Genomic DNA, 26,662 nt, shown 5'->3' on the forward strand with positions numbered 1-26,662 from the left:
GGGCGTGCGGCCGGGCCTGTCGCCGGAGGGGCCCTGACAGAGATGGTCATGAACCGTACAAGCAGCCGTAACCCGACGCTCCCGGAAGGCGCCGTTCTACGCGCGGATACTCGGTCGTCCCGCACTCCAACCCCCTCCGGAGGGACGGCACATGATGCTCCGTCGAAGCACGCTCGCGCTGGCCGCGTCCGCCCTGCTCGCCACCGGCCCGCTCGCGCTCACCGCCCCCGCCCCGGCCGCCGCCGCGACCTCGGCGCTCCCCCACCGCGTCCTGTTCGACAACAGCAAGGGCGAGACCGCCGGCAACGCGGACTGGATCATCTCCACCGCCCAGCCAGACCCGCGCACCCAGAACGCGAACCCCACCACCGAGAAGAGCTGGACCGGCGCCCTCTCCGCCTGGGGCGTCGCCCTCCAGAAGACCGGCCAGTACAGCCTGAAGACCCTCCCGGCCGGCTCCACCATCAGCTACGGCACCGGCGCCGCGCTCGACCTGGCCAACTTCGACACCTTCGTGATCCCCGAGCCGAACATCCGCTTCTCCGCGGCGGAGAAGTCCGCGATCGTCCGTTTCGTGCAGAACGGCGGCGGGCTGTTCCTCATCTCCGACCACGACCGGAGCGACCGCAACAACGACGGCTGGGACTCCCCGGCGATCATCAACGACCTGTTCACCAACAACGGCGTGAACAACAACGACCCGTTCGGCTTCTCGGTGGACGTCAAGAACATCTCCACCGACAACCCGCGCGCCGTCAACGACGCCGCCGACCCGGTCCTGCACGGCCCCTTCGGCACCGTCACCGGCTCGATCCTGCGCTCCGGCACCACCTTCACCCTCAAGCCGGCCGACAACCCCCAGGTCAAGGGCATCGTCTACCGCACCGGCTCGTCCGGGAACACCGGCGCCTTCTTCGTCACCAGCGGCTACGGCAGCGGCCGGGTCGCCGCCTGGGGCGACAGCTCCCCCGCCGACGACGGCACCGGGCAGTCCGGCAACAACCTGTTCAACGGCTGGGACGACCCGGCCGGCACCAACGCCGCCCTCGCCCTCAACGCCACCGCCTGGCTGAGCAAGGCCTGAGCCCGGCCCGCTCCGGGGCGCCCCGTCCGCCAGACTTCCCGGAGCATCCCGCCCGCCGCGCGCCCGGCCCGTCCGCCGGGCGCGCGGCCCCTCCGCCGGGCGCACGGCCCCTCCCACCAGGCGGGCGGCCGCTCCCATCGGGCGGGCGGCCGCTTCCTCCCCTACTGTCGGAATGATCCGCACCGACGGGACCCGATGGGAGCGGCCATGCCCTCGTACCCGCACCGCACCACCCGCGAGGACCTGCGCGTCCCCCTCCCCGACGGCACCGAGCTGTACGCCCGCCTCTGGCGCCCCGCGACCGACGCGCCCGTCCCCGTCGTCCTGGAGTACTCCACCGGCCGCCTCACCGACTGGACCGCCACCGAGGACGCCCGCCGCCACCCCTGGTTCGCCGGCCACGGCCACGCCGCCGTCCGGGTCGACGCCCGCGGCCACGGCAACTCCGGCGGACTGCCGCCCACCGCCGCCACGGCCGACCGGCTCGTCGAGGACGGGGTGGACCTGGTCCACTGGCTCGCCGACCGGCCCTGGTGCAACGGACGGATCGGCCTGCTCGGCACCGGTGCGGCCGGGGCCCTCGCCCTGCGGATCGCCGCCCGCGTCCCGGACGCCGTGCGCGCCGTCGTCACCGCCTGCCCCGACGGCCCGCACCGCCTCGGCGGCGCCGTCCTCGCCGCCGACGCCCACACCCGCAGCACCGCCCACCTCGCCGACGCCGCCCGTCCACCGGACCCGCTCTACGTCGGCGACGACTGGCGGGCCCAGTGGCTGGCCCGGCTCGACGCCCTCGAACCCCCGCTCGCCGACTGGCTCGCCGCCCCGGCCGCCCCCGCGCCGGCCGCGGCCGTCCCCACCCTCGCCGTCGCCGGCTGGTCCGACCCCTCCGCCGCCGCGGTGCTCGCGCTCGCCGAACGGTCCACCGCCGCCGTCCCCGTCCGCGCCGTGCTCGGCCCCTGGCCGCACGGACTGCCCGACGAGTTCCTCCCCGAGGCCCTGCGCTGGTACGACCACTGGCTGCGCGACGTCGACACCGGCGCCCCCGCCACCCCCGCCCTGCGCAGTTGGCTCGGCACCCGCTGGTCCGCCGACGACCCCTGGCCGTCCCCCGGCGTCCGCGCGGTCCACTACGGCCTCGACGGTCCGCTGCGCGCCGCCGGCACCGCCTCCGAGGACCGCTGGGTGCGGGTCCGCTCCCCCCAGCACACCGGCCTCAACGCCGGCGCCTACGTCCCGCACGGCCGCCCCGCCGACCGGCCGCCGGACCAGCGCGAGGAGGACGGCCGCTCGGTCTGCTTCGACTCCCGGCCGCTGCCCGAACCGCTGGAGCTGCACGGCTCCCCGGCCCTGACCCTGCACCCGGACCCGCTGAGCGGCGGCGCCCTGGTCGCCGCCCGGCTCTGCGCCGTCGCCCCGGACGGCACCTCGACCCTGCTCACCCGGGGCGTGCTCACCCTCCCGGCCGACCCCGCCGACCACGCCGATCCCGACCCGGTGCTCGCGCTCGCCCCGGTCGGCGCCACCGTCCCGCCCGGCCACCGGCTGCGGCTCACCCTCTCCTCCACCTACTGGCCCTGGCTGTGGCCCGACGCCGACCCGGACGGCTTCGCCGTCGACCCCTCCCGCTCCGCCCTCAGCCTCCCGGTCCACGACCCGGCCACCAGCACCGACGCGGCCCCCTTCCGCTCCCCCACCCTCCCCCTGCCGCCCCCGCTGCACCTCACCGAACCGCTCACCGCCCGCCCCGAACGGGTCACCGTCCACGACATCGGCCGCCGCGAGTGGCGCACCGAGCTCTCCCCCGCCACCGACGGCACCCGCACCCACCCCGACGGCCTGGTCCGCGCCGAGCACACCGTCACCGCCTACCGCGTCCTCACCGCCACCCCCCTCAGCGCCCAGGCCCGCACCGACCGCACCCTCCGCCTCGAACGCCCCGCCCTAGGCTGGGACATCACGGTGCACACCCGCACCGAACTCCGCTGCGACGCCACGCATCTGCACGCCCACACCCAGCTCCGGGCGGAGGAGGCCGGCAACGTGGTGTTCGCGAAGGAGTGGCACCAGCGGATCCGGCGCGACGGCGGCTGATTCGACCCCGCGCCACGGGTGCTGGTCCGACCCCACCCGGGCGGACATCCGCGCTACCGTGGACCGCCCCGATGCCCTGATACCCCGCCACCACGATGCCCCGCTGCCCTCATGCCGACAGCCTCGCACCGATGCGGGTCGGCCATCCGGAACAGGACACCACCGCCATCGACTCCGCCTCCGCCTCCCGCCTGCTCGACGGACTGGCTCGGACCGGTAGCACCACCGCGCTCCGAGCCGCGCTGCCCGACGCCCTGCCCTGGGTGACGTTCCTCCCCGCGGAGGACGTGGACCTGCTCGTCGGCGAGCTGGTGAACACAGACTGACGCCGGCCGGTTCCCTCACTCCACCAGGGCAGTTCACGTCCTCGACCACCGCGGCGTCCGCCGGGAACCGGGTGCGGCTCCCGTCCAGCAGGTGCACCCGCGGCGTCCGGACCCCGAGCGCGGTCAGCCGTCGGTGCTCCGCCCCGAACAGCCGCCGGTGGACGCCCTTCTTGCTGCCCCCGCGCAGCCGCTCCGTCCCGGCCAACCGCCAACCGCCGCCCGCCGCCCGCCGCCGAAGGCCTCGCGCACCACCTCGGTCAGGTCCATCGCCGTTCCCCCTCGTCCTGCCGCTCCCCCCGTGCGGAGCGGCAGGACAGCAGAGGGAAGGGGTCGGGGGACGGGTCACCTGCGCCAGTCGGGCGCCATCACCATGGCCCTCAACTGATCGACCGAGAGCGCGGGTTGACCCGGCCTGGGCGAAAGCTCGTCCTCGCCGTTGCCCTCACTGATCAGGACACTCCGCCCGTCCGGGTAGTACACCCAGGCCACCCAGTGCAGGAGCGGGTCGACGGCGCCCTTGCCGTTGCCGAACTGGTTCATGACGACCAACGTGCCGTCGGGCAGCTTCTGCCTGACCTCCAGCGGCGTCGGCGTGCTCTCCTCGGCCCCCTTCTTGAACTCGATTCCGCGAGCCCCGGCCGGCTCCACATGGATGGTCAGCCTGCTGGTCCGGCCCTCGTACTCGACCGTCACGGCGCCGTTCTCCGCCTCCCGTCCCACCTCCTTCGCGCCGGTGGGCAGCAGCCCGGCCAGCACCGTGACCAGCTCCGGCGGCGAATCCCCGAGCGCCGGGGAGGCGGTGCCGGGGGACGGCGGGGCGGTGGGTGCGGACGGCTTGGGCGCGTTCGGGTTCGCCGGTATCGCCGCGACCACCTTCCCCCACTCCGGCGCGGTCACCACGGCGGCGAGCTGTGCCGCGTCCAGCGGCGGCAGCTCCCTGGTCGGGTTCGCCTGGCTCCCGTTGAACTCGACCAGGCTGATCACCGTGCCGTCAGGCGTCGCGTAGACCCCCCGCGACGTCCGCTGGCCCGCGAACTTGGGGTCGCCGGCCTTCTCGATCAGCAGCACCGAACCGTCCGGCCGAACGGAGCGGTCGCAGGAATCCTCGGGCGCCACCGGCGGGTTGCAGACGGCGGCCCGCTCGGGCGGCTGCGCTCCGCGTTCGACGAAGTAGTGGATCAGGCTCACCCCCTTGCCGTCGTCGTGGTTGAACAACCCCATGGCCAGCTGCGGGTCGTTCGACCCCACCGTGTCGCCCGGTGTCGTCCCGCGGGCGTCCGTCACGGCACCCGGCGGCAGCAGACCGGCCACCAGCCGCACCACCTCGTCACCGGTCATCGGCGGCTCCGCGGCCGGCCCGATCGGGCCGGGACCCGGTCCCCCGGCGAACACCCCCACACTGCCGACCGTCAGCACGGCGAGCGCCGCACCGCCCGCCACCGCGGCCCGCCGCCGGTTGCGCCGACGCCGTCCGATCCGCTCGGCCCCGGCGGCCAGGGCGAACAACCGCTCGTCGGGCGCCAGGGCGGCCGCCCCCCGCAGCTCCCGGGCGAACCGCTCCTCGAACCCGGTTCCGATGTTGCTCTCGAACTCGCTCTCAACCGGCATGACGCAGCACCTCCTTGTCCATGAACGCCGTCCCCAGCTTGTCCCGCATCCTGGCCAGCGCCCGGCTGCTGCGCGAACGGACGGCGACGCTGCTCAGCCGCATCGCCGCCGCCGTCTCCTCCACACTGCGGTCCTCCCAGTACCGCAGGACCAGCACCGCCCGGTCCTGCGGCGGCAGTTCGCCGAGCGCCCGGAGGAGGGTGAGCCGCAGGGCCGGGTCGGGGTCGGCGACCGCGACGTCCGGCAGGACGTCGGTGACCCGCTCGGTGCTGCTGCGCCGACGGCGGTGCGAGAGGAAGGTGTTGACCAGGACGGCCTGCGCGTAGCCGCTGGGATTGTCCATGCGCGAGATCCGGCGCCACTTCACGAAGACGCGGCCGAGCGCCTCCTGCACGAGGTCCTCGGCGAGATGCGCGTCACCACCGGTGAGGAGGAACGCCGTCCGCAGCAAATGGCGCCCCCGCGACGCCACGAAGGCCGGAAAGTCGGGCGGCGCCCCCGGCTCGACGGCCGGTGCCTCCGCCCCGTGTATTTGCTCCATGCCCTACTAACGCGATCACGCGGTGGTCTTGTGGCACCGGGTTTCCGGCGGCCGATCCTCGCACGGCGGCCGCGCCGAGCAAGCGGCTGCTGGGAGGGACGGGGCCGGGCCCGTCCGAGGGCTCGGGGGGACGGGCTCCTCGACCGCGGGGCTCACGTTCGCCCCAGCGCTCCCGCCCCTTCGGCGAAGGGGCGGGAGCGCTGAACCTCATGCAGATGTGCCGCGTGCGTGGGGAGAGCTGAGACGGGTCTTTGCCGGTGGCCTTGGGACCGACCCCGCACATGCGGGGAGCAGGCGTTGAAACGGCCCTGCGGGGTCTTGGCGATGGGACCAGCCCCGCGCATGCGGGGAGCAGAGGTGGCGGGTCACCATGTACCCGTCGCGCCCGGGACCAACCCCGCACTTGCGGGGAGCAGAGTTCTCGGCCTACCCGCTCAGACTGCAGATAAGCCGGGTCGAACACCCTGCCCAATTCGACCCCTCCACCTATTGGGCCTCCGGCCAACATGGTCGCGCGGTGGCCTTCCTGCTGCCGATCGCCCCCACCTGCCGGCCATAACGTGCCGAGGCCGTCCGGCACCTACCCCGAACGGCCTTGGTAGGCGTGGCGACGTCAGTCCGACAACTCGTCGTCCTCCGGACGCCCGGGCATCCGCAGCACCAGGCGGACGCCGAGCACGACGGTCGCCAGGGCGAGGAGGGCGAGGAAGGAGAGCGCGATCCCGACGAGCAGCCGGGTCGCGTTCACGGCCGGTCCTTCAGTAGGGCGAGGAGGTTGAGGAGGGTGGCGGTCGGGGCGTTGCCGAACCGGACCAGCACCCGGCCGTCGACCACACCCTCGGTGGTGGCGGAGGGCCAGACGATGCCCAGGGCCTTTCCACGCTCGTGGAGTTCGAGCAGGAGCGCTTCCACCTCGGCCTCGGAGTACGTACGGACGCGCGGGTCGTGGGGCTCGATCGGCCCGTCGGCGGCGCTCACGCGGCGGCGTCCAGCTCGAACCAGACGGACTTGCCGGACCTGCGCGGGTCCGCCCCGAAGCGATCGGTGAGCGAGCGCACGAGGTGCAAGCCGCGCCCGGAGAGCGCGTACGACCCGGCCGTCTCCGCCGTTCTCTGCTCGGGCAGCTTCGGACACCCGTCCGCGACCGACACCCGAAGCACCCCTTCCAGGAGCACGACGACGACCAGCGGAGCCGGCGAGCCCCCGTGCTTCCAGGCATTGACGAAGAGTTCACAGAGCGCCAACTCGGCGTCGTCGGCCGTGCCACCGGGCCACCCGGCGCGCACGAGCACCTCGCGCAACTCCTCGCGGGCGACGGACCAGTCGGGGGGAAGAGGGAGCGTGGACATACGGAGACCTCCGTAGGGGTGATGGGGAGTCACTTTGCTGCTGTCGCCCCTTCAAACGTGGAGTCGAAGCGATGGCATGACGCAAAGTCGCGAATCCACAAGGCGACTGATCACTCAGCGCACTCGCCGCGTGACACACAGCATGGCGCGAAGCATCATCACAGTGCAACCCAATCTCATTGATCTGCAAAATTGCATATCGAACCTGAATTCGGTCACGCCTGAAGCCAGTTCCCGGTAGCGAACCTCCCGCCACCCGGGCAGACTGGTCCACCGACACGTAGGAGGGGCACTGCATGGCGGTATCAACTGTTCGTCGCCGTCGACTCGGCGAGGAGCTGCGCAGACTACGTGAGCAGAAGAAGATCACTGCCGAAGCAGCGGCGGACGCCACGGGTATGAGCCAACCCAAGCTCAACCGCATCGAGAACGCCCGTACGGCCGCGAAGATCGAAGACGTCCACAGGCTTCTCGACTACTACGGCTGCGACGACGAAGAGTTCAGGGCCGGTCTCATCGCCATCACCAAGGACGGCAGCAAGCGCGGCTGGTGGTTGAGCTACCGCGACGCGATGAACGCGTCCGCGCTGGACCTGATCGTCCTGGAGACCGACGCTTCGACGCTCAAGACGTACGAACCAGCATTCATTCCAGGCCTTTTCCAGACTGCCGAGTATGCCCGGATCGTCATCGACCGCCTCAGAACGGCGCCGGGCGGAACGGTCGATGACCTGGTACAGGTCCGCATGGCCCGCCAAGCGATCCTGACCCGCCCGACCCCTGTCGAAGTCTGGGCTGTCATTCATGAATCGGCGCTCCGGACCAATGCGGGTCGACCCGACATCATGGGCCCGCAGCTGGACAAGCTCGTCACGCTGAGCCGCCTGCCGAATGTCAACATCCAGATCATGCCGGCCGGGGCGGCCATTCATCCCGGCATGAGCGGCGCTCTCGCCCTGATGGGTTTTCCTCAGCGGCGGGACCTCGACGTCGTCTTCGTCGAAGGGCTATTGAACGGCTTGTGGGTCGAGGACCCGGCTGATGTGGAGCTGTATCGAGCGAAGTTCCAGGAGATCACGGCCGAGGCCCTGTCCGTCGACGCATCGCTCAGCTTCATCACTGCACAGAGAGAACTGATCAAGTGAGTCACTACCCCGACGCTTCTGCCACCGGCTTCGCCTTCCGGAAGTCCAGCTACAGCGGCGGTAACGAAAACTGTGTCGAATACGCCCTGCTTCCTCACGGGGTTGCAGTGACCGACTCCAAGAACCCCACAGGCCCTGCGTTGCCCTTCAGTGCGGCAGCCCACTCGGCGTTCATCGCCGCAGTCGCAAACGGCGAGTTCGACTTCGACCTTCTCTGAGAGACGACCCAAGTCCCCCTCCGGCCCGCGCACCGCACCTGGTGCGCGGGCCGCCCCTGCTCCGAAGGGACACCATGACCTCCTCCCCCAACCCCCTCGACATGACCCGCCGCCAGGTCTTCGGCAGCGTCGCCGAGATATACGACGCCGCCCGCCCCGGCTACCCCGACGTCCTCGTCTCCGCCGTCCTGGACTACGCCGCCCTCGGCGACCGCCCCGCCCTCGAAGCCGGAGCCGGCACGGGCAAGGCCACCGTCCCGTTCGCCGCCGCCCTCAACGGCCCGCTCACCTGCGTCGAACCCGACGCCCGCATGGCCGAGGTCCTGCGCCGCAACACCGCGGCCCACCCCAACGTCCGCATCGAGGTGAGCTCCTTCGAGGACTGGCAGCCCGGCGACACCCGCTTCGGGCTGCTCTTCGCCGCGACCTCCTGGCACTGGATCGACCCGGCCCGCCGCTGGGACCTCGCCCACGACGTCCTCGCCCCGGGCGGAACGGTCGCCCTCTTCTGGAACCCCCTGGGCATCAGCGACCCGGACCTCCACGCCGCGCTCGCCGAGGTCGACCAGCGCCACGGTCTCACCCACACGCCCCACGCCGTCCTCGCCTCCGCCTTCGGCGACACCCCGGGCCACTGGCCCGACATGCTCGGCCACTGGCCGGCCGTCGACTGCGCCAAGGACGCCCGCTTCACCGACCTCCGCTCACTGCGCTTCCGCGAGGAGGCCCACTACGAGACGGCGGACTACCTCGCCTACCTCTCCTCCCTCTCGATGTACGCCGCCCTCCCCGCCGACCACCGCACCCAGGCCCTCGCCGACACCGCCACCGTCCTCAACACCCACGGCACCGGCGCCCCCGTCGAACGCATCCACGACCTCTTCCTCACCCGCCGCCACTGACCCCGGCCTCCGCACCGGCCAACGGCACCTCCGCATGCGTGGGTAGCAGCTTCTTGAGCTTTCGGATCTTTACGCCGTAAAGGCAACTGTCCCCTCGTTCGCGAGCGGCAGACTTCCACGCCCTCCAACCGCTTCCACGCGAAGCCGATGCCCGCCCGGGGTTCCGCACAGCTCACAACCTCCGCCCCTCTCCAGGGCGCCGGACCGCAAAGTCGGAGCCCCCGACTTCCCGTGCACTCCCACCGCTTGTCGCCCGCCGGCCGGGACCGGATTCAGGAGCCCTGCTGCCAGCGACCCATCCTCCGACCACGCCCCGACAGCCCAGAAAACCGCCTGACGGTGTCCTCGCCGTACAGCCAAGCTCCAAGGAGCCGAGCGCAGTTGACATGCGAATCCGGTCGGGGCCTACGTGGTCCACAACTTGGCCCCTGCCGGCTCGGCAGGGGCCAAGTACCTTGCACAGGAAGTCGGCGCATCCGACTTCCTGCGCCCCGGCAGGACGTCGAACCTCGAAGCGCCAACACCGGTGGGCTGCGCAGGACCTGGAGAGTGGTGGCATCCGACCCTCCAAGCCGCTGCCCCGGACGGAGAGCAGCCGTCGAGCAAGGCCCGCGGGCGAGCCCTCGCCCGGGCCCAGTACCGCGGACGCCGAGTGGTGCCAGTGGGAACACGAATCAAGGCGCCCGCCCGATGAGCGATTCGACTACCTGTGCCGCGTGTACAGGCCTCACCAGGAACTTCTACGGCTCCGACGAGATGATGCCGATCATCACCTCGAAGTCGCGCGAGGTGCCGGTCCGGATCTTCATCATGGACCCGCACTGCGACAGCCGACGCGACCGGTACCGGCTGGAGCCGGCCGAAGCCGCGATGGAGGACCCCGCACGGTACGAGCGGGAAGTGCTCCGGCCACTCGCCGAGGCAGCCGAGCGGGCAGGCGGTGACCTGAGGATCTACCTCTACAACTTCCCCTGCAGCTTCGCGATGGAGCGGTGTGACGACAGCATCCGGGTCATGTTGTACGGCCACGGGAAGCGCGGCACGGACGGCCCGATCATGACGTTCGACAAGGGTGGCGCGGCAGAGGGCACCTCGTACTGGCAGTACTTCGACAGCCAGCTCGCATGGGTCCAACGGCTCGCAGACGCCGAGGAGACACCCGAGCCGTGGCGGTCGAAGGACATCGCAGTGCGGGAATACCGAGTCTGATACCCCGCCGCAGTGCGTCGGGCAGCTCTGCCGGGCGAGACCGGTCCCGCAGAGTTCGCTCGTCCGACCGAGGGAGCAGTGCACCACCGATAGGCACGATCCACCAGAACGGGACCATCTCCCCGCGCGCGGGGAGCAGGAATCCAGGGCTGCGGCCGCCGTCGGCCGGACAACCACGATCGCCGACGGCGGCTGCCCCGGAACCGGCCTCGTCGTCCCGGAGGAGAAGAATCAGGCGAGGCAGAACTCGTTGCCCTCGATGTCCTGCATCGTGATGCACGACTCGTTGACGCCATCGGCGCGCTGCGTCAGCACGTGCTTCGCGCCGAGCGCCGTCAGCCGTGCGCATTCGGCCTCAAGCGTGGCCAGGCGCTCGTCACCCACGAGCCCGACACCGGCCCGCACATCGAGATGCACCCGGTTCTTGACGACCTTGCCTTCGGGAACCCGCTGGAAGAGCAGGCGCGGGGCCACACCCGCGGGATCAGTGCACGCGAAGTAGACCGCGTCCTCGGGCGGCAGCGAGCGGAAGCACTCCTCCCACGTGGCGAAACCCTCCGGCACCTCCGGCAGGACGTACCCCAGCACCTCGCACCAGAAGGCGGCGAGGCTCACCGGCTCCGCGCAGTCGAAGGTCACCTGGAACTGCTTGATCGTTGACATTGGCGCACCATAACAGGGGCCCTGCGCATCTCCCCAGGTCAGGCGGCCCCCCGCTCCCTGTGCATTCCACCCACGCACCGGGCCGCCGAACGGCCGTGTTCTGTATGTACCCCGTGCCCAACACGAAGAGGCCTGACAGCAACCTGCGCAGGAAGTCGGCGCATCCGACTTCCTGCGCAGGGGTCAAAAGCCCCGATGCACCCACCCGCAGATCCGCTGAGCAGTGCACGGGGGCCTGCGGAGGAGCCGATCCGGCAAGGCCCGAGCGTCAGCGGTACGGACTCCAGTTGCCGAATCGGGCGAGCAGGTGCAGGGTGTCGTCCTCGTTCAGGCCGAGTGCGGCGCCGGCCTCCTCGGGGCTCGTCCTCGCCCGCACGTCATGGGCCGGCCAGTACGAGGACCGGACCGCGGTTACCTCCAACAGGCGGGAGGCTCTCACCGCCGCCAGAGGCGATTGCTGCGCCAGCTCCTCGATCTTCTCCGAGACAAGACGCAGCAGGTCCGTGATGTCCTCCGGGACGGCGATGGCCGACTTCTCCACCGTGGTGGTGTGTCCGTCCCACCATTCCACCTCGCATTCTTCCGCGAGGTCCCGGGCAGCCACCCGAAGGTTCTGCTCGCCGATCTTCGCCCAGTCGAGCGGGTACTCGGTTCCGGTCCAACCGCACGAGCACACGGCGCGCAGGGCGTGCGCCTTGGGAGTGAGGCTGAAGCGGCCGTCGTAGACGCTCCACTCCGAGGTGGTCTGCCCTCCCGCTCCGGACGACAAGGGAAAGAAGGCAGGCTCCGGAACTGTGCCGTCGGGCAGGAGCACGCCGATAGAGCCTTCGTGCGAGGACCCGAACTCGTCCGTGGTCCATGTTTCCCGTTCAGCCATCGACGGCCCTCCATCGTCGGCCTGGTCGGCACGGCCGTTCGCCGCGCCTCGCGAACAACGATCCCGCAGCGGGTGGCCGTGTATTGGCGGAACACAGAAAGTCTTCTTTATCCCGAGCCAGGACACACGAGCAAGTTGTCCTCGTGCCTGGCCGATCATCAGAAGATTGGCGGCCGGCCCAGCTGCGCCATCCGGCGCACCGTGCTCCAACGCATCGGCCGCCGTGGCGGGCACGGCACCCGAACGCCCTCGAAGAAGCCGCCCCACCACGCCTTCAGCCCGTCCATCGGCGGGCGGCGCAGCAGGGTGTAGGCGATCCAGGAGGTGAGGTAGACCGGCACGAGCGGGGCGGGGAGGTGGCGTTTGGCGAGCCAGACGCGGTTGCGGGCGGTCATGCGGTAGTAGGCGGCGTGGCGGGCGGGGTCGGTGCGGGGGTGCTGGAGGACCATGTCCGCCCGGTAGTCGATGCCCCAGCCGGCGTCTAGGGCGCGCCAGGCGAAGTCGGTCTCCTCGTGGGCGTAGAAGAAGGGCGCAGGGAACGGGCCGACCTGGTCGATGACGCTCATGCGGATGGCGTGGCCGCCACCGAGGAAGGTGGTGACCGGGCCCGACTGCATCGGGTCGGACTTGCCGAGGCGGGGGACGTGGCGGCGCTGGGTGAACCCGGTCTCGTCAGCGATGCGGAAGGAGACGATGCCGAGGCGCGGGTCCTGCTCGAACGCCTCACGGATCAGACGGAAGGTGTCGGTCCTGGGGAGCAGGCCGTCGTCGTCCAGCACCACCAGCACGTCGGTGCCGCCGCGTTCGCGCATCCGCTCGACCCCGGCGTTCCGTCCGCCCGGGATGCCTAGGTTCTCCGGCAACTCGACCGCGTCGACCCAGCCGGGAAGCTCGGGCAGCTCGACGCCCTGACCGAGGACGACGGTCCGAACCCCGCTGTCGCTGCCCTCCTGTGCCTCGACGGAGTCCAGCAGAGCGCGCAGCTCCGCCGACCGATTGCCCATCGTCAGCACCACCACGCCCAGCGTGACGCCCATCGAATCGACCTCACTTCCAGGGAACTTCATGACCACATCGACGCTCCCGCCCGAGCCAGGCCGGACGGCCCGCGGGCCGCCGGGGTCAGCGTCCGGGCCAGCCTGCCACGGCGCCTGACCGCGCCGGTGCCGGACGCCGCGCGGTTCACCCGCGGAGGGGGCTGCCCTCGACCCACGGTGTCCATCAAGGTGCCGCCGATGCTTTTCAATTGACCAACACTCCAGTGGAGTTCGCTGGATTCGAGACTCGGCACGGGCGGACTCGATCGCCTCGGCCGACGACTCAAGACCGGCCAGTCGAAGGAACCGAAGTCAGCGAAGGACAGGAGTGGAAGAGCCACTGGGCGACGGGCGCGCTGGCCACCCCGACTGCACCGTCACGAGTCGGCGGTGACAGCTGCGACGGCGCCGCCGGGCGAGAGCAACGAACGGGCGCACGTTGCGATCCGGCTCGCGAGCTCCTCGTAGGCCACGGGTTCGCCGCAGAGCCGTCGTACGGACGCAAGGCCCAGACTGGCCTGGCCGGTGGCCTCCACGAGAGCGCGGGAAGCAACGTAGAAGCCCCACTGGCCGATGTCGAGCGGGTCGTAGTCGGCGTGAGTGCGCGCGCTGTGGAGCGCGAAGACGTAGACGTCGGCGTTGTAGGACTGCTCGGCAGCCTCGCCGGCCTCGGGGCTCCAGGTGCGTCCGCGCAGCCGGGAGAACCGGATCTCCGACAGTCTGCGCTGGCCCCAGACCTGGAGATAGGCGCTGGTCTTGACCTCGACCCTGGTCCCGTCCGGCATCAGGACGTCGAAGGCCTCCCACTCCGTGTTGCGCGCCACCGCGCCGACCGCGCGGTGGACCAGGAACTCGGCGAGCAGACCCCGGGTGGTGTTGGTCCGCAGGTCGGGCATCGCGTAGCGCCAGAAGTCCAGCACCGTCCCGGCGTCCGCACCACGGAAGGCCTCACGCCCCTCCAACGGCACCAACTCGGCCGGGGTGTGCCAGTTTGCAAGGGCTGTGGAATCTGATGGCATTCCACCAGCCTGCCATGTGGCCGACCTCGGAAGGCGCCAAGGGCGCGGGGCCATCCCCGCGTGTGCGGGGAGCAGCGGGTCGCCGTCGGCCTGGTAGCGAAGGCGCAGGGACCATCCCCGCGTGTGCGGGGAGCAGCACCTCGCCCAAGCGGCTGCCATACCCCAGTTGGGACCATCCCCGCGTGTGCGGGGAGCAGTCGCAGGGAGAGCGGACGCCGGACTCGTCGGTGGGACCATCCCCGCGTGTGCGGGGAGCAGCTGACGGGGCCGGTGACCCGCCGCTGGCGCACTGGGACCATCCCCGCGTGTGCGGGGAGCAGGGGATGCTGGAGTTCGATGCCGGCCAGGTCGTGGGACCATCCCCGCGTGTGCGGGGAGCAGGTGGGCTCGGGAGCCGGGGCGGCGGGGATGTCGGGACCATCCCCGCGTGTGCGGGGAGCAGAGTTCGTGACCTGCGCCTTCAGGCGGCGAGGGAGCCGGATTTCGCAGCTTCTTGAAATTCGGACATTTGGTGCATCCCCTTCATCGCCATCACTACCTCGGAAGCCTACGCCCCCGAACTCCCCCGCCCGGCCTGCCGAGTTCGCCTCGGCGGGCCGGGCGACACCGCACCTCCGCCCCTCACGCCGCCGGTTCGCCGACCCGCATGCCCGTGAAGGCCAGCAGGCGGTGCCAGGCATCGGTGCACGCCTCGCTCCAGTCCTCCTCGCTGTCGTCGAAGAACGAGTGCGGGGCGCCCTCGTACACCTTCATCTCGTACTCCTTGCCCGCCCGCTCAAGACCGCCGGTGAACTCCGCGAACTCCTCCCGCGTCGTCACCACGTCCTCGCCCGCCAGGAGCATCAGCAGCGGCGCCGTCAGCTGCTCCGTCCGGTCGCCGAAGAAGCGCGGCACGCCGTAGAAGCCCGCCGCGCCGGACAGGCCGAGGTCGGTGGTGGCCAGGCGCCAGGAGTAGGAGCCACCGAGGCAGAAGCCGACGCCGAACACCGGGGCGTCGCTCCACTCGCGCAGCTTGCTCAGCGCCGCTGCCGCGTCGGCCTCGACGTGGGCGGGCTCCAGCAGGGGCATGTGGACCGCCCAGTCGAAGGCTGCGTCGCGGGGGGTCAGGCCGGCCGAGCGGCCGTAGAAGTCGAAGGCCATGACGTGGAACCCGGCCTCGGCGAAGCGGCGGGCGAGGTCCTCGTAGAAGGGGTGCAGGCCGCGCCGGTCCGGGAGCAGCAGGATGCTGCGGCCGTTGGGGACGCTCGGGGCGGCGCGGAAGGCGTTGAACCGGTTGCCGTCGGCCGCGGTGATCTCCAACCGGCCCTCCTCGGCGACCGTCCCGGTGACGACGGGGGAGGCGGGCGGGCGGCTGTCGGTGGGGTGGCACATGGGGTGTCCCTAGGAAGGTGAGGCGGTGCGGGAGCCCGGGGCTCCCTCGAACAAGCCCCAGCCTGTCGGGGCCGCGCCCGACCGCCCAGGCCCCGCTGATACGGGTACTGCCAGGGCCACCCTCGGCACCGGCCGATCAGCACCGGTCATACTGGCCCGCATGGACGATCACCATGATTTCGGGGAGTTCCTCCAGGCCCGCCGGGCGCTGATCACCCCGCAGAGCGCCGGGCTGCGCGGCGGCGGACGGCGGCGGGTGCCGGGGCTGCGGCGCGAGGAGTTGGCGCAGTTGGCGGGGATCAGCGTCGAGTACTACCAGCGGTTGGAGCAGGGCCGGGCGAAGCACCCGTCCGACGAGGTCCTCGACGCGCTCGCCGAGGTGCTGCGCCTGGACCGGGTGGAGCGCGAGCACCTGCACCGCCTCGCCCGTCCGGGACGAAAGGTCCGTCCCACCGACGGGCCCGGGTCGGACCGGGCGGCGAGTGCCCGACCGGAGCTGGTGCGGCTGCTGGAGCATGTGCGGGTCCCGGCGATGGTGCTGAGCGACCGTCTGGACGTCCTCGCGCTGAACCCGGTCGCCAAGCGGCTGTTCGTCCACGGGGCGTCCGCCGCGCCGGGGAGCTGGAACCTGGCCGTGTTCCTCTTCCTCGCCCCGGAGGCCCGGGAGTTCTACGTCGAGTGGGACCGGCTCGCCGCCGACACGGTCGGCCAGCTCCGCGCCACCACCGGCCGTCACCCCGAGGACCGTCGACTCGCCCGGCTGATCGACCGGTTGCGTGCGGAGAGCGACACCTTCCACCGGCTCTGGTCCCGCGCGGACGTCGAGGTCCGCACCCACGGCACCAAGAGCTTCCGCCACCCGGCCGTGGGGACGCTCACCTTCACCTACGAGACCCTCGACCTCTCCGGCCCGGAACGCCAGCGCCTGGTGACCCTCACCCCGGTCCCGAACGACCCGACCGAGGCCGCCCTGCACCTCCTCACCACCTGGGCCACGGACCCGACGGTCCCGGCCGCCCGCCAGCCCCAGGACGCCTGAGCACCGGAACACGACCGCGGGCGCTCAGTGCGGCATCGCCGCCAGCGCCGCGCGCGCGACCTCGGCCGCCTGCGCCTCGCAGCGCTCCGCCGGGTGGTCCGGCCCGCCCAGGCCCACCCAGAGCCAGAGGTTGCCGTCCCGGACGGCGAGGGTGCAGCTCTCGCCCTGGCCGGGCGCGTCCCAGAACGCGTCGTCCCCCACGCCGATGCCGGGGGCGTTCCGCTTGCCCTCGGCGAAGTCGGAAAAGTCCTTCCGCTGCACCCGGGTGCCGTTGTCGCTGCCGGAGGTGCGCCGGATCTTCCAGGTCACGCTGGCGGCCGCGGAGTCGTCCCAGTAACGGGCGCCGTCGGCCGCGAGGTACGAGCCGTACCAGGCGCACAGGGTCTCGGCGTTGGTGGTCAGTTCGACGTAGCGGTCGTACTCCGTCCGGTGCTGCTCTGCGGGCAGCGGCAGCTGGGGGGCCGCCTCCGAACAGATCGGCGCCTTCAGGTACTTGTCGGCGGCGGCCGGGCCGGTACCCGCTCCCCCGCCGTTCGGGTCGTGCAGCAGCAGGTATCCGCCGCCGCCGAGACCGGCCAGCGCGAGCACGACGGTGGCCGTCAGGGCGGTGGGCCGACGGCGCCGACGGGGCGGGGCCGGTTCCGGCGCCGACGTCACGTCGGCCGCAGCAGCGGAGCCGGTGGCCGAACCGTCCAGGACGGTGCGCAGCGCGGTCGGTTCGGGCTGAACAACGGCGGCGACAACAGGCCCGACGGCCGCAGGCGCGACCGCGCGCAGCACCAGGGTGCGGCCCGGATCGGCCAGCAGCCGGTCCACCTCCGCCTGCTGCGCGGCGATCATCGTGTGCACCGCGGCCGGCCAGCGCCGGGCGGCGGGGGCGACAGGGCCGAGGAGTTCGAGCAGCCGGGCCGGGGTCGGCCGCGCGGCCGGGTCCTTGACCAGGCAGGCTTCCAGGAACGGACGCGTCTCCGGCGCGACACCGCCGAGGTCCGGCTCGCTGTGCACGAGGTTGTAGAGGGTGCGCAGGGCGGACGCCCCCTCGAACGGGCTGCGTCCGCTCAGGGCCAGCGCCAGCAGGGAGGCGAGCGAGAACACGTCGCTCGCCGGGGTCAGGGCCCGGCCCTCCGCCTGCTCGGGGGACATGAACGCGGGCGAGCCGATCACCCCGCCGGTGTGGGTGAGTTCGGCGTCCTCCTCGACCGCGCGGGCGATCCCGAAGTCGATCACCCGCACGCCGTCCTCGGCGAGCAGGACGTTCCCCGGCTTGAGGTCGCGGTGGATGAGCCCGGCCCGGTGGATCTCCTCCAGGGCCGTCGCCAGGCCGACCGCCAGCCCGTGCACGGCGTCCGAGGGCAGCGGCCCGCCGGACTCCACCGCGTCCGCCAGCGACGGGCCGACCACGAACACCGAGGCCAGCCAGGGCGTCACCGCCTCCACGTCGGCGTCCATCACGGCCGCCGTGTAGGCGCCGGACACCCGGCGGGAGGCGGCGACCTCGCGCCGGAACCTGGCCCGGAACGCGGCATCGGCGGCGAACCGTTCATGCACCTGCTTGACGGCCACCAGCCGCCCGTCCGGGCCCGCGCCCAGCAGTACCCGGCCCATCCCGCCGCGGCCGAGCTCGGCCAGGACCCGGTACGGGCCGACCTCGGCCGGATCGGACTCCCGGCGCGGCCGCATCGAGGGGCCCGAGGCGCCCGTGGGGCCGGTCACTTGAACACCGGTCGGGTGGCGGACATGTCCGGGGACGGGCCGTTCGCCGTCACGTACTTCGCCAGCTCCACCGCCGACGCGGCGAGCGTCCTGGTCGTCTCCTCGCACTGGCCCTTCGGGTAGGCGGTGCCCTTCACCGCGAGGAACACGTACAGGTTGACGTCCCGGACGTAGAGCACGCAGTTGTCCTCGTGGAGAGACTTCGCCGGAAGCCAGAACGCCTCCTCGGCATAGCCGGGGTCCGCCACGCGCGTGTGACCACCGACGTAGAGGCCCTCGTAGTGCTCCTTCGCCCGCACGGCACCGCTCACGCCGCCGGGGACGCTCGGGAAGACGTCCCAGACGATGCTGATCTGGTCACCGCTGCGGGAGTTCCACTCGCAGGACTTCTCCGGGGCCTTCCCGTACGTGTCCGTGTACTCCCAGGTCCCGGGATTGCCCCACGGCAGCGAGAACTCCGGTGGTGCCGTCACCCTGCGGGCGTCCACGCAGGTCGGCACCGCCGGCGCGTACGTGTCCTTGACCTGCGCGAGCGGGACGTTCCCGGGTGTGGGCACCGTCTCCGGGCGCAGGGATTCCAGGTCCACCACCCCGGTGGCGACCAGCCCGCCCGCGACCCCGGCGAGCGCCAGCACCGTCGCGCCCACCGCCAGCGCGATCCGCCTGCCGCGTCGTCGGCGGCGGCGAACGGGCGCGGACTGCGGTGCGGTCGATTGCGGCGCAGCCGGTTGCGGTGCGGACGCCAGCGGCAGCACGGGCGCGGGCTGCGGTGCGGGCTGGGGCGCCGTCTGCGTGGGCACCGACGCGACGACGTACGGCTCACCGCCGCCCATCAACCGGTCCACCTCCGCCCGCTGCACCGCGAGCAGACCGTGCACCGCCTCGGGCCACGGCCGGGCCGCGGGCGCGATCCTCCCCAGCGCCGCGAGCACCGCGTGCGGGGTCGGACGGGCCGCCGGATCCTTCGCCAGGCACGCCGCGACCAACGGCCGCAGGCCCACCGGGACCCCGCTCAGCTCCGGTTCGGCGTGCAGGACGGCGAACAGGATCCGCGGCAACGACTCGCCGGCGAAGGCGGGACGACCGGCACTGGCCACCGCGAGCGTCGCCCCGAGCGAGAACACGTCGCTGGCGGGCGTCAGTTCACGGCCCTCCACCTGCTCGGGCGACATGAAACCGGGCGAGCCGATCATCGCGCCGGTGCGGGTCAGCTTGGTGTCCTGGCCCTCGGCCGCCCGGGCGATCCCGAAGTCGATCACCCGCACGCCGTCCTCGGCCAGCAGCACGTTGGAGGGCTTGAGGTCACGGTGGATCAACCCGGCGCCGTGCACGTCGATCAGCGCCTGCGCCAGCCCGGCCGCCAGCCGGCGCGCCGACTCCTCCGGCAACGCCCCGACCGCCCGCAACGCGTCGTTCAACGCCGGACCCAGCACGAACTGCGAGGCCAGCCAGGGCGTCCCGGCCTCCGGATCGGCGGCGATCACGGCCGCCGTGTACGCACCCGAAACCCGCCGCGAAGCCTCCACCTCACGCCGGAAGCGCACCCGGAACCCGTCGTCCCCGGCGAACTCGGCGTGCACCTGCTTCACCGCCGCCGCCCGCCCGTCCGGCGCGACCCCCAGCAGCACCCGGCCCATCCCGCCCTGCCCGAGCACCGCCAGCACCCTGAACGACCCCACCTGCGCGGGACCGTACGGCCCTAGACCTTCCACGTTGACATGCCCCCCACCGCCAGCCTGCGACGGATCATACCGATGCGCCCACCACCGGCACCCCGGCCCACCCGACCCCGCCCGCACGGGGAGCAGCGCGGCCCGGGTTGCTCGGGCCGGTGCACCGGCGGACCCCCAACCCTGCTCTCCCACAAGGGGGTTGTCCCCCGTTCCGATACGGGGGACGGCCCGACCGCCGAACGGGCGTACACGCACGTAGCTTGGGCCGCATGAAGAAACACGCCTTAGTCGCGGCCCTCGCCTGCACCGTCACCGTCACGCTCGCGTCCGGGACCGGGACGGCTGCCGCCGCCGCACCCGCCCGCCCCGCCTGCGGCAACCATCAGGCGCTGCAGAGCGCGTTGAACGACCTGACCGGCCAACACCGCCTGGCCGGCGCCGTCGTCGAGGTCGTCGATCCCGCCTGCGGCACCTGGGCCGGGGCCGGCGGGGTGGCCGATGTGCGGACGGGGCGGCCGGCGAGCACAAAGGACCGGTTGCGGATCGGCAGTGTCACCAAGACGTTCACGGCCACCGTCGTGCTCCAGCTCGCGGCCGAGGGACGCCTCTCACTGGACTCCACGGTGGAGGACCACCTGCCGGGCCTGGTCCGGGGCGGCGGCTACGACGGCCGCACCATCACGGTCCGCCAACTCCTCCAGCAGACCGGCGGACTGCCGGACCACGCCGACGCGTTCGCCGACGCGGACGTCGACTGGCTGCGGCACCACCGGTTCGCGCCGCGGGAACTCGTCGACGCCGCGCTCCGCCTGCCGCACCCCGGGCCCGGCTGGCACTACTCGACCACCAACTACGTGCTCGCGGGCCTCGTCGTCGAGCAGGTCACCGGGCGCCCGATCGAGGACGAGGTCACCCGGCGCGTCATCGACCCGCTGCGCCTGCGCGACACCTACTGGCCCGGCATGGCGGAGGACATCCGCGGCCGCCACTCGCACAGCTACTTCACCACCGAGCGCGACGGCGTGCCGGTCCGGGTCGACGGCACCCGCTGGAACACCTCGGCCGGCGGCGCGGGCGGTGCGCTGATCTCCACGCCGTCCGACGTCAACCGCTTCCTCGCCGCGCTGCTCGGCGGCCGCCTGCTCCCCGCCGCACAGCTCGCCGAGATGCGCACCACCGTGCCGGGCGATCCCGAACGGCTCGGCGCCGAGGGCCGCTACGGGCTCGGGCTGATCACCGAACCGCTCTCCTGCGGCGGCGTCTGGACCGGCCACACCGGCTCCACCCGGGCCGGCCACCACACCGTCACCGCCATGGCCCCGGGAGGGCGGCAGGCCACGATCGCCATCAACGAGTCCCCCACCACCGACGCGGCCGCGAACGCCGTGCTGGCCGCCCTGGACACGGCGCTCTGCCCGCCCCGGACGTAAGGACGCAAGGCGGGGAGACAGGGAAGCAGGGCGGCAGGGAGGTGCGGCGCAGGAAGTCGGCGGGAGCGACTTCCTGCGCCACCGCCACTCCCCCTCCCCGGTCGATCCTGACCCTCCGGAGTCGGGCCGCTCGGGTTACGTGACGACGTCGGCGGGTTTCGTGACGGGGCCGGGTGCCCGGTCCTTGCCCCGGGCGCGGTAGGCGCGGGAGCGGCAGCGGGAGGAGCAGTAGGTGGGCGGCCTGCCGTTCGGGCGCTGCTGCTGGGCGAGCGACGTACCGCAGGCGGGGCAGCGGGCCTCGGCCGCGGGATCCGCGGATTCGGACGCGCACGCGGGCTCCGACGCGCACGCGGGCGCGGGCGCGTCCGGGGAGGGCTTCGGCGCCGGCGCCGGGTGGGCGGTCAGCCCCCGGCGTTCGGCGAAGACACCGGCCTGGAACCGACTGTGCGCCCCGAGTCCCTCCAGGATCTCCGAGACGTGCCGACGGCAGGTGCGCAGCGAGATCCCGAGCCGACGCGCGATCGACTCGTCCTTGAGCCCCTTGGCGAGCAGGACGAGGATGCTCTGCTTGACGGTCACGGCGATGTCGTGCGCGGCCTGCGGTCCGGTCGCGAAGGGGGTGGCGTTCTCCCAGTCCCGCGCGAAGACGTCCAGCAGGTAGGCCAGCAGATCGGGTTCCCGGATGACGAGCGCGCCGCCGGAACGGGCCGGGAGCAGCGCCAGCGCCCCGTCCACGATGATCATCTGGGGCAGTACCTCGGGCAGGGTGCGGACCTCGGCGCCCGCGTCGATGAGCTGCTCCGTGTGCAGCCGGGTCGGCTGGTCGAAGCGGGTGGCGTGCTGGTAGAGGCTGCGCATCCGGATGCCCCGGCCGAGCAGGGCCAGGTCGCGGGGCAGTGCCTCGCGCAGCGCGGCCGGCGGAAAGGAGCCGCCGTGCTTGGAGACCAGGACCTCGCTGCGGCAGGAGTCGATGACGTCGCAGAGCAGCGCGCGGACGGCGAACTTGTCCGGCAGGTGGTCGATGGTGCCCTGGGGGAAGGCGTGCTGACGCGCCTGGAGGTAGACGGGCACCAACGCCGCCAGGCCGTCGCGCTCCTGCTGGATGCGTCGGCGCTGGGCGCGCAGGGCCTCCTCCTGGGCGCGGAGGGCGGTGTCGCGGTCGGACAGCAGTTGCGCGGTGGCGGCCTGGGGGCTCACCGGCTGCCAGCCGACGGGCTCCGGTCCGACGGGCCCCGAGCCTGCGGGGCCCGAGCCCGCCGGCCCCGTACCGGCCGCTCGGCCGTCGTCGGCGCGGGCGGCGGCGGGGACGGCCTGGAGCAGACAGGCCTCGGTGAGGGCCGCGAGCGCCCGCCGGCAGTCCGGCTCGCCGATCCCGGTCTCGGCGGCGGCCTGCGCCAGGGTGGCCGGGGTCAGCCGCCCGTGCACGACGGTCCAGCGGTAGAGCGTGACGGCCGCGCTGTCGACGCCGGGAATCGTGGCTGCGGCGTCGGCCGCCTGTTCGGTCTCGGCTTCCATCGCATGCCTCCTAAAAGTGCCTGGCAGGCTCATGATCCCTGGCGAACGGTGCCCGGACCATCCGCCGACTGGCAGGGTGATGACCACGGCCGGGGCGGCGCTCCAGAGGGTGGCGGGGACCGGTCGGCATCGGACCGAGGGCTATTTCACGGGAGTTGACGTCATGCGCGGAATCGTGGTGCGGACACTGGTCGCGGTCGTGCTGGGGACCGGCGCGTGGTGGGGCGGCTCGGCCGCCGCCCTCGCGACCGACTCGGGCTCCGGACCGGCGGTCACCGCCGCTCCCGGCAGCGCCCACCACGGCGCCACCGACGGCAAGCCCGCCCACGATGCCAAGCCCGGCGGCGCCGGCAAGCCCGGCAAGCTCGGCGACCTCGGCGACCTCCTGGACCTCGACGGCCGCGGCGGAAACGGCGGAAACGGCGGCGGTCACTCCGACCGGCAGTGCACCGTGACGACCGCCTGGGGCGACTCGTGGTGCCCCCGCAAGCCGCTCGACTAGAGCCACCCGGGAGACCGGGTGAGGGGGCGGCGGGTGCCATCCGTCGCCGGTTGGGTGGATGCGGGCCCGACCCCGGTCTCGGCGCCGACACCAGGCGCACAGCACGCACAGCACGCGCATCACGCGCAGCGCACACATCACGCCCCAGGGCGCGCACCGACGACGCCCCGGGCACCGTTCGACGAGAGGAACACCATGACCTTCGGCATGCGCGGAATCCCGGTCCGCAGACTGGCCGCCACCCTGGGGGCCGCCGTCGCCCTGGTGGCGATCGCCACCGGCGCCGCGAGCGCCCGGACGACCGACTACCGCGTCTACGGCGGCCACTACGGCACCTACGCCCAGTGCAACCAGGCCGGTTCGCTCAGCGTCGCGCTGGGCCTGTACAGCCGCTTCGAGTGCAACCCGAACAACCTCGGCACCAGCTTCGACCTCTGGTACGTCGAGTGAGCACCGCGCCGAACCGCCGCTGACTCCACGGCCGCCCGCCGGCCACCCCCTCCCCCTCCAGGCCCTCCTCCCCCTCCTCGAAGGGATCACTTGTCATGCCCACGATATCCAACCCGGCCCGCTGGACCGCCTCGGCCGCCCTCCTCACCGCCCTCCTCGGCGGCGCGTCCGCCCTCGCCCCGGCCGCCCAGGCCGCCCCCGCAGCCCCCGCGCCCACCACCGTCACGGCTCCCGCCACCGGCGCCGTCACCGTCCAGGAGGCCGCCCGCAGCACTGGCGTCTCCTTCCGCAACAGCACCCTCCAGCAGCTGCAGCGCACCGACTCCGGCCTCGCCCACGGCTGCTGGTCCCGCGACGGCCTGCCGCAGGACGCGATCGCCAAGACCGTCACCGCCACCTGGAAGAGCGAGTCCTGCGGCTTCGCCACCGGCACCGAGGGCTACACCGTCTACCGCTTCGCGAGCGACTCGAACAAGACGGTCACCATCCGCTGGAACAACCCCTACTCCGGCCGCAACTCCTACAGCTGCGACGCCCCCGCGGGCTACCAGTGCGACTGGTCGGGCGGCAGCGGCAACAACGCCAACGTGGCCTTCACCCTGACCGGCGGCCCCTCCGCCTTCGCGGCGAGGACCGCCGCCGACACCGACCTGACCGCTGCCGTCACCCCCGTCCGCAGCGTCAAGGTCAACGTCTACAACTACTCCGGCGCCCTGCTCGGCCGGATCGGCGCCGGCCTGGACGGCGGTATCTGGACCGGCAACAGCCTGCCCCCGTCGACCATCAACAACGGCGACCGGGCCCGCTGGCAGAGCGAGTCCGAAGGGTTCGCCACCGGCACCCAGGGCAGCGCCGAGTACCTGCTCTCCGGCGGCGGCAAGGTCACCTTCCGCTGGAACAACCCCTTCGCCGGCTCCAACAGCTACAGCTGCGAGGTCCCGCCCGGCCACAGCTGCGCCACCGCCGGCGGCGGCGGCAAGAACGCCGAAGTGAGCTTCACCGTCAACTGAGCCCCGGCCTCCCCGCCTCCCCCCTCGCAACCCGAAGGAATCCCCGTGCGCAAGACACTCACCGCCGCTCTCCTCTGCCTCCCCCTGCTCGCCGGCGTGGCACCCGCCGCCCAGGCCGTCGCGCCGCAGCCCGGCGCCGGCCAGGTCTCGATCCTCCAGGTCCCGGTCCACACCATCACCTGGGACCTGCGGGGCGGCACCGACGCCCTCCGCAGCTCGTACACCCAGCTGATCCGGTCGATCCACAACATCGGCCCGATCATCAGCGGCAACGGCGGCGAGGGCACCGTCTGGGAGACCCCGCGCACCACCGAGGTCATCGCCGTCAACGTCCAGTTCACGCACAACAACAACGCGCGGACGCTCACCCTCTACCTCACGGCCAACAACCTCTACCTGCGCGGCTTCTCCACCGGCAACGCCGGCGTGGTCGTCCAGTTCGCCAACGAGGCCGACTCGCCCTACGACCTGGGCCAGGCGCTGGGCCGCAACGCCACGCGGCTCCCCTACAACGGCCGCTACGGCGGCGACCACAGCCTGCGGGCGTCGGAGGGCACCCGTCAGGTGTCGATCAGCCGGGACAACCTGGCCGGCTCGATGAACCGGCTGTGGGACTACGCCGCCAACGTGACCTTCAACAACGACACCCTCCGCACCGACCTCGTCGTCGCGATCGCCGCGGTGTCCGAGGCCACCCGCTTCCGCAACATCGAGGCCCGGGTCCGCCAGGGCCTCGGCGGCAACGCCCAACTGGACGCCCAGGAGGCCGCCGAGGAGAACGACTGGGGCCGCGGCTCCGGCTACATGTACCGGGCCCGCAACAACAACACCACGCCCTCGGTCCAGTTGGGCGCCGTCAACCTGAACAGCTTCGCCCACGGCGCCCAGTACATGTCGATGCTCAACAGCAACATGCACTGACCGGCACCGCGCGGCGACCGGCCACCGCCCGTGACGCGGCCCCTCGGAGTGCGCTCCGAGGGGCCGCGCCGTCGGTTCACGAAGCCGGCGTCAGCTGGTGGCGATCGAGGTGTCGTCGATCACGAAGCTGGTCTGCAGCGAGGAGTCCTCGGTGCCGTTGAACTTGACCGTCACCGACTGGCCCGCGTAGGCGGACAGGTCGAAGGTCCGCAGCTGGTAGCCCGCGGCCGCGTCCGCGTTGGAGTAGGTCTTCAGCGTGGTGCCGTTGGCCTGGACCGTCAGCTTGTCGTACGCCGTGGTGCCGGACTCGCCGGTGTCGATGTGCAGGTAGAAGCTCAGGGTCGCCTTGCAGCCGGCCGGCACGGTCACGGTCTGCGCGAGGCTGTCGGTGTGGGTGGAGCCGTAGCCGTTCAGCCACGCCTTCCAGCTGCCGCCGTGCGCGGCCTGCGAGGAGGAGTTGTCGACGACGCCGCTGGAGGTGGTCCACGGCGCGGCCGTGCCGGTCTCGAAGCCCGCGTTGCCGAGCAGCTGCGCCGGGGTGCAGGTGCCGCCACCGCCGCCGGAGACCACCCAGGTGAAGCTGGTGCTACCGGTCTTGGCGGCCGCGTCCTTCGCCGTCACGGTGACGTTGTAGGTGCCCGCGGTGCTCGCGGTGCCGCTGATGACACCGGTGGAGGCGTTGATCGACAGACCGGCCGGCAGGCCCGTCGCCGAGTAGGTGTACGGGGTCGAGCCGCCGCTCGCCGTGATCTTGAGGTTGGCCGCACCGCCCACCGCCGTCGACTGGTTGCCCGGGTTGGCGACCGAGACGGAGCCGCTGCCCGCGGGCTTCGTCAGCAGGCAGCCGCTGACGTTGAGGTCGATGACCCGACCGTTGCCCAGGCAGGTGGTGAACCAGTAGGTCTCCTGACCGTAACTCTGGCCCTGGTGCACCGTGGTGGTGCCGTCGGCGGCGACCTCGCACGGGTT

The 26,662-nt window shown here is 72.4% G+C and carries 26 protein-coding genes, 2 pseudogenes and 1 CRISPR repeat array; of the genes and pseudogenes, 14 read left to right on the forward strand and 14 right to left on the reverse strand.

The window, feature by feature from the left end; genetic code table 11:
- Window positions 1–151 precede the first annotated feature (151 nt).
- From ACW14Y_RS12125 to ACW14Y_RS12135, 3 genes are all read left to right on the forward strand, one after another.
- The gene (locus tag ACW14Y_RS12125; protein WP_456986733.1) at window positions 152–1,084 is read left to right on the forward strand and encodes a hydrolase; all 933 of its coding nucleotides are present in this window, start codon (window positions 152–154) and stop codon (window positions 1,082–1,084) included.
- Window positions 1,085–1,291: 207 nt separating this feature from the next.
- The gene (locus ACW14Y_RS12130; RefSeq protein ID WP_456986734.1) at window positions 1,292–3,175 is read left to right on the forward strand and encodes a CocE/NonD family hydrolase; all 1,884 of its coding nucleotides are present in this window, start codon (window positions 1,292–1,294) and stop codon (window positions 3,173–3,175) included.
- 131 nt (window positions 3,176–3,306) lie between these two features.
- The gene (locus tag ACW14Y_RS12135) at window positions 3,307–3,501 is read left to right on the forward strand and encodes a hypothetical protein (RefSeq protein ID WP_456986735.1); all 195 of its coding nucleotides are present in this window, start codon (window positions 3,307–3,309) and stop codon (window positions 3,499–3,501) included.
- Between the two features lie 342 nt (window positions 3,502–3,843).
- On the opposite strand, the gene ACW14Y_RS12140 is transcribed toward ACW14Y_RS12135, so the two are convergent.
- The 5 genes from ACW14Y_RS12140 to ACW14Y_RS12160 form a co-directional block, all read right to left on the reverse strand.
- Window positions 3,844–5,109, reverse strand: coding sequence for a hypothetical protein (locus ACW14Y_RS12140; protein WP_380388721.1), 1,266 nt, complete (start codon window positions 5,107–5,109; stop codon window positions 3,844–3,846).
- Window positions 5,099–5,650, reverse strand: coding sequence for a SigE family RNA polymerase sigma factor (locus tag ACW14Y_RS12145; protein ID WP_380440455.1), 552 nt, complete (start codon window positions 5,648–5,650; stop codon window positions 5,099–5,101). Before ACW14Y_RS12145 ends, ACW14Y_RS12140 begins: the two co-directional genes overlap by 11 nt.
- Window positions 5,651–6,263: 613 nt before the next feature.
- Window positions 6,264–6,398, reverse strand: coding sequence for a hypothetical protein (locus tag ACW14Y_RS12150; protein ID WP_375910590.1), 135 nt, complete (start codon window positions 6,396–6,398; stop codon window positions 6,264–6,266).
- Window positions 6,395–6,628: a hypothetical protein gene (locus ACW14Y_RS12155; RefSeq protein WP_266310628.1), complete on the reverse strand. Its 234-nt coding sequence runs from the start codon at window positions 6,626–6,628 to the stop codon at window positions 6,395–6,397. The genes ACW14Y_RS12150 and ACW14Y_RS12155 overlap by 4 nt, the downstream gene beginning before the upstream one ends.
- Window positions 6,625–6,999: an ATP-binding protein gene (locus tag ACW14Y_RS12160; RefSeq protein ID WP_456986736.1), complete on the reverse strand. Its 375-nt coding sequence runs from the start codon at window positions 6,997–6,999 to the stop codon at window positions 6,625–6,627. The genes ACW14Y_RS12155 and ACW14Y_RS12160 overlap by 4 nt, the downstream gene beginning before the upstream one ends.
- A 296-nt stretch (window positions 7,000–7,295) precedes the next feature.
- Between ACW14Y_RS12160 and ACW14Y_RS12165 the strand changes: the two genes are divergently transcribed.
- From ACW14Y_RS12165 to ACW14Y_RS12185, 5 genes and pseudogenes are all read left to right on the forward strand, one after another.
- Window positions 7,296–8,144: a helix-turn-helix domain-containing protein gene (locus ACW14Y_RS12165; protein WP_375996312.1), complete on the forward strand. Its 849-nt coding sequence runs from the start codon at window positions 7,296–7,298 to the stop codon at window positions 8,142–8,144.
- A complete protein-coding gene (locus ACW14Y_RS12170) occupies window positions 8,141–8,362 on the forward strand; it encodes a DUF397 domain-containing protein (RefSeq protein ID WP_456986737.1) in 222 nt (73 codons plus the stop codon). Before ACW14Y_RS12165 ends, ACW14Y_RS12170 begins: the two co-directional genes overlap by 4 nt.
- Window positions 8,363–8,436: 74 nt before the next feature.
- Complete coding sequence (locus ACW14Y_RS12175) at window positions 8,437–9,264, forward strand: class I SAM-dependent methyltransferase (protein ID WP_456986738.1); 828 nt, start codon at window positions 8,437–8,439, stop codon at window positions 9,262–9,264.
- A gap of 690 nt (window positions 9,265–9,954) precedes the next feature.
- Window positions 9,955–10,473: a hypothetical protein gene (locus tag ACW14Y_RS12180; protein ID WP_456986739.1), complete on the forward strand. Its 519-nt coding sequence runs from the start codon at window positions 9,955–9,957 to the stop codon at window positions 10,471–10,473.
- 136 nt (window positions 10,474–10,609) lie between these two features.
- A pseudogene (locus tag ACW14Y_RS12185) lies at window positions 10,610–10,729 on the forward strand (IS5/IS1182 family transposase); the annotation flags it as partial.
- Here ACW14Y_RS12185 and ACW14Y_RS12190 read toward each other — a convergent pair.
- The 5 genes from ACW14Y_RS12190 to ACW14Y_RS12210 all read right to left on the reverse strand — a co-directional run bounded on the left by ACW14Y_RS12190 (window position 10,705) and on the right by ACW14Y_RS12210 (window position 15,440).
- Entirely contained in the window at window positions 10,705–11,136 is a 432-nt protein-coding gene (locus tag ACW14Y_RS12190; protein ID WP_380301844.1) for a VOC family protein, read from the reverse strand. The pseudogene ACW14Y_RS12185 and the gene ACW14Y_RS12190 overlap by 25 nt on opposite strands.
- Before the next feature lie 268 nt (window positions 11,137–11,404).
- The gene (locus ACW14Y_RS12195; protein ID WP_456986740.1) at window positions 11,405–12,013 is read right to left on the reverse strand and encodes a hypothetical protein; all 609 of its coding nucleotides are present in this window, start codon (window positions 12,011–12,013) and stop codon (window positions 11,405–11,407) included.
- 158 nt (window positions 12,014–12,171) lie between these two features.
- Window positions 12,172–13,080: a glycosyltransferase family 2 protein gene (locus ACW14Y_RS12200; protein WP_456986741.1), complete on the reverse strand. Its 909-nt coding sequence runs from the start codon at window positions 13,078–13,080 to the stop codon at window positions 12,172–12,174.
- Window positions 13,081–13,427: 347 nt separating this feature from the next.
- Complete coding sequence (locus tag ACW14Y_RS12205; RefSeq protein WP_456986742.1) at window positions 13,428–14,069, reverse strand: hypothetical protein; 642 nt, start codon at window positions 14,067–14,069, stop codon at window positions 13,428–13,430.
- Window positions 14,070–14,115: 46 nt separating this feature from the next.
- Window positions 14,116–14,511: direct repeats of the CRISPR family, unit length 29 nt; unit sequence GGGACCATCCCCGCGTGTGCGGGGAGCAG.
- A 179-nt stretch (window positions 14,512–14,690) separates the two neighbouring features.
- On the reverse strand, window positions 14,691–15,440 hold the full coding sequence (locus ACW14Y_RS12210; RefSeq protein ID WP_456986743.1) for a dienelactone hydrolase family protein: 750 nt from the start codon (window positions 15,438–15,440) through the stop codon (window positions 14,691–14,693).
- Between the two features lie 160 nt (window positions 15,441–15,600).
- Here ACW14Y_RS12210 and ACW14Y_RS12215 point away from each other — a divergent pair, with 160 nt between their 5' ends.
- Complete coding sequence (locus tag ACW14Y_RS12215) at window positions 15,601–16,479, forward strand: helix-turn-helix transcriptional regulator (protein ID WP_456986744.1); 879 nt, start codon at window positions 15,601–15,603, stop codon at window positions 16,477–16,479.
- Between the two features lie 24 nt (window positions 16,480–16,503).
- Here the strand turns inward: ACW14Y_RS12215 and ACW14Y_RS12220 are convergent, their stop codons facing one another.
- The gene (locus tag ACW14Y_RS12220; RefSeq protein ID WP_456986745.1) at window positions 16,504–18,192 is read right to left on the reverse strand and encodes a serine/threonine-protein kinase; all 1,689 of its coding nucleotides are present in this window, start codon (window positions 18,190–18,192) and stop codon (window positions 16,504–16,506) included.
- Window positions 18,189–19,871 carry a protein kinase domain-containing protein gene (locus ACW14Y_RS12225; RefSeq protein ID WP_456986746.1) on the reverse strand — a complete coding sequence of 561 codons (1,683 nt, stop codon included), beginning with the start codon at window positions 19,869–19,871 and terminating at the stop codon, window positions 18,189–18,191. The genes ACW14Y_RS12220 and ACW14Y_RS12225 overlap by 4 nt, the downstream gene beginning before the upstream one ends.
- A 263-nt stretch (window positions 19,872–20,134) precedes the next feature.
- Between ACW14Y_RS12225 and ACW14Y_RS12230 the strand changes: the two genes are divergently transcribed.
- Entirely contained in the window at window positions 20,135–21,295 is a 1,161-nt protein-coding gene (locus ACW14Y_RS12230) for a serine hydrolase domain-containing protein (protein WP_456986747.1), read from the forward strand.
- A 135-nt stretch (window positions 21,296–21,430) separates the two neighbouring features.
- On the opposite strand, the gene ACW14Y_RS12235 is transcribed toward ACW14Y_RS12230, so the two are convergent.
- A complete protein-coding gene (locus ACW14Y_RS12235) occupies window positions 21,431–22,810 on the reverse strand; it encodes a LuxR C-terminal-related transcriptional regulator (RefSeq protein ID WP_456986748.1) in 1,380 nt (459 codons plus the stop codon).
- Window positions 22,811–22,973: 163 nt separating this feature from the next.
- On the opposite strand from ACW14Y_RS12235, the gene ACW14Y_RS12240 reads away from it, so the two are divergent.
- From ACW14Y_RS12240 to ACW14Y_RS12255, 4 genes are all read left to right on the forward strand, one after another.
- Window positions 22,974–23,312 (forward strand): hypothetical protein, encoded by a 339-nt coding sequence (locus tag ACW14Y_RS12240; RefSeq protein WP_456986749.1) that lies wholly within the window; start codon window positions 22,974–22,976, stop codon window positions 23,310–23,312.
- Between the two features lie 207 nt (window positions 23,313–23,519).
- Entirely contained in the window at window positions 23,520–23,762 is a 243-nt protein-coding gene (locus ACW14Y_RS12245; protein WP_456986750.1) for a hypothetical protein, read from the forward strand.
- Window positions 23,763–23,857: 95 nt separating this feature from the next.
- On the forward strand, window positions 23,858–24,772 hold the full coding sequence (locus tag ACW14Y_RS12250) for an aegerolysin family protein (RefSeq protein WP_456986751.1): 915 nt from the start codon (window positions 23,858–23,860) through the stop codon (window positions 24,770–24,772).
- A 45-nt stretch (window positions 24,773–24,817) separates the two neighbouring features.
- Window positions 24,818–25,693, forward strand: a complete 876-nt coding sequence (locus ACW14Y_RS12255) for a ribosome-inactivating family protein (protein ID WP_402725182.1) — start codon at window positions 24,818–24,820, stop codon at window positions 25,691–25,693.
- 90 nt (window positions 25,694–25,783) lie between these two features.
- On the opposite strand, the pseudogene ACW14Y_RS12260 reads toward ACW14Y_RS12255, so the two are convergent.
- Window positions 25,784–26,506: pseudogene (locus tag ACW14Y_RS12260) on the reverse strand (putative Ig domain-containing protein); the annotation flags it as partial.
- Between the last annotated feature and the right edge of the window lie 156 nt (window positions 26,507–26,662).

The organism is Kitasatospora sp. cg17-2 (assembly GCF_054031055.1).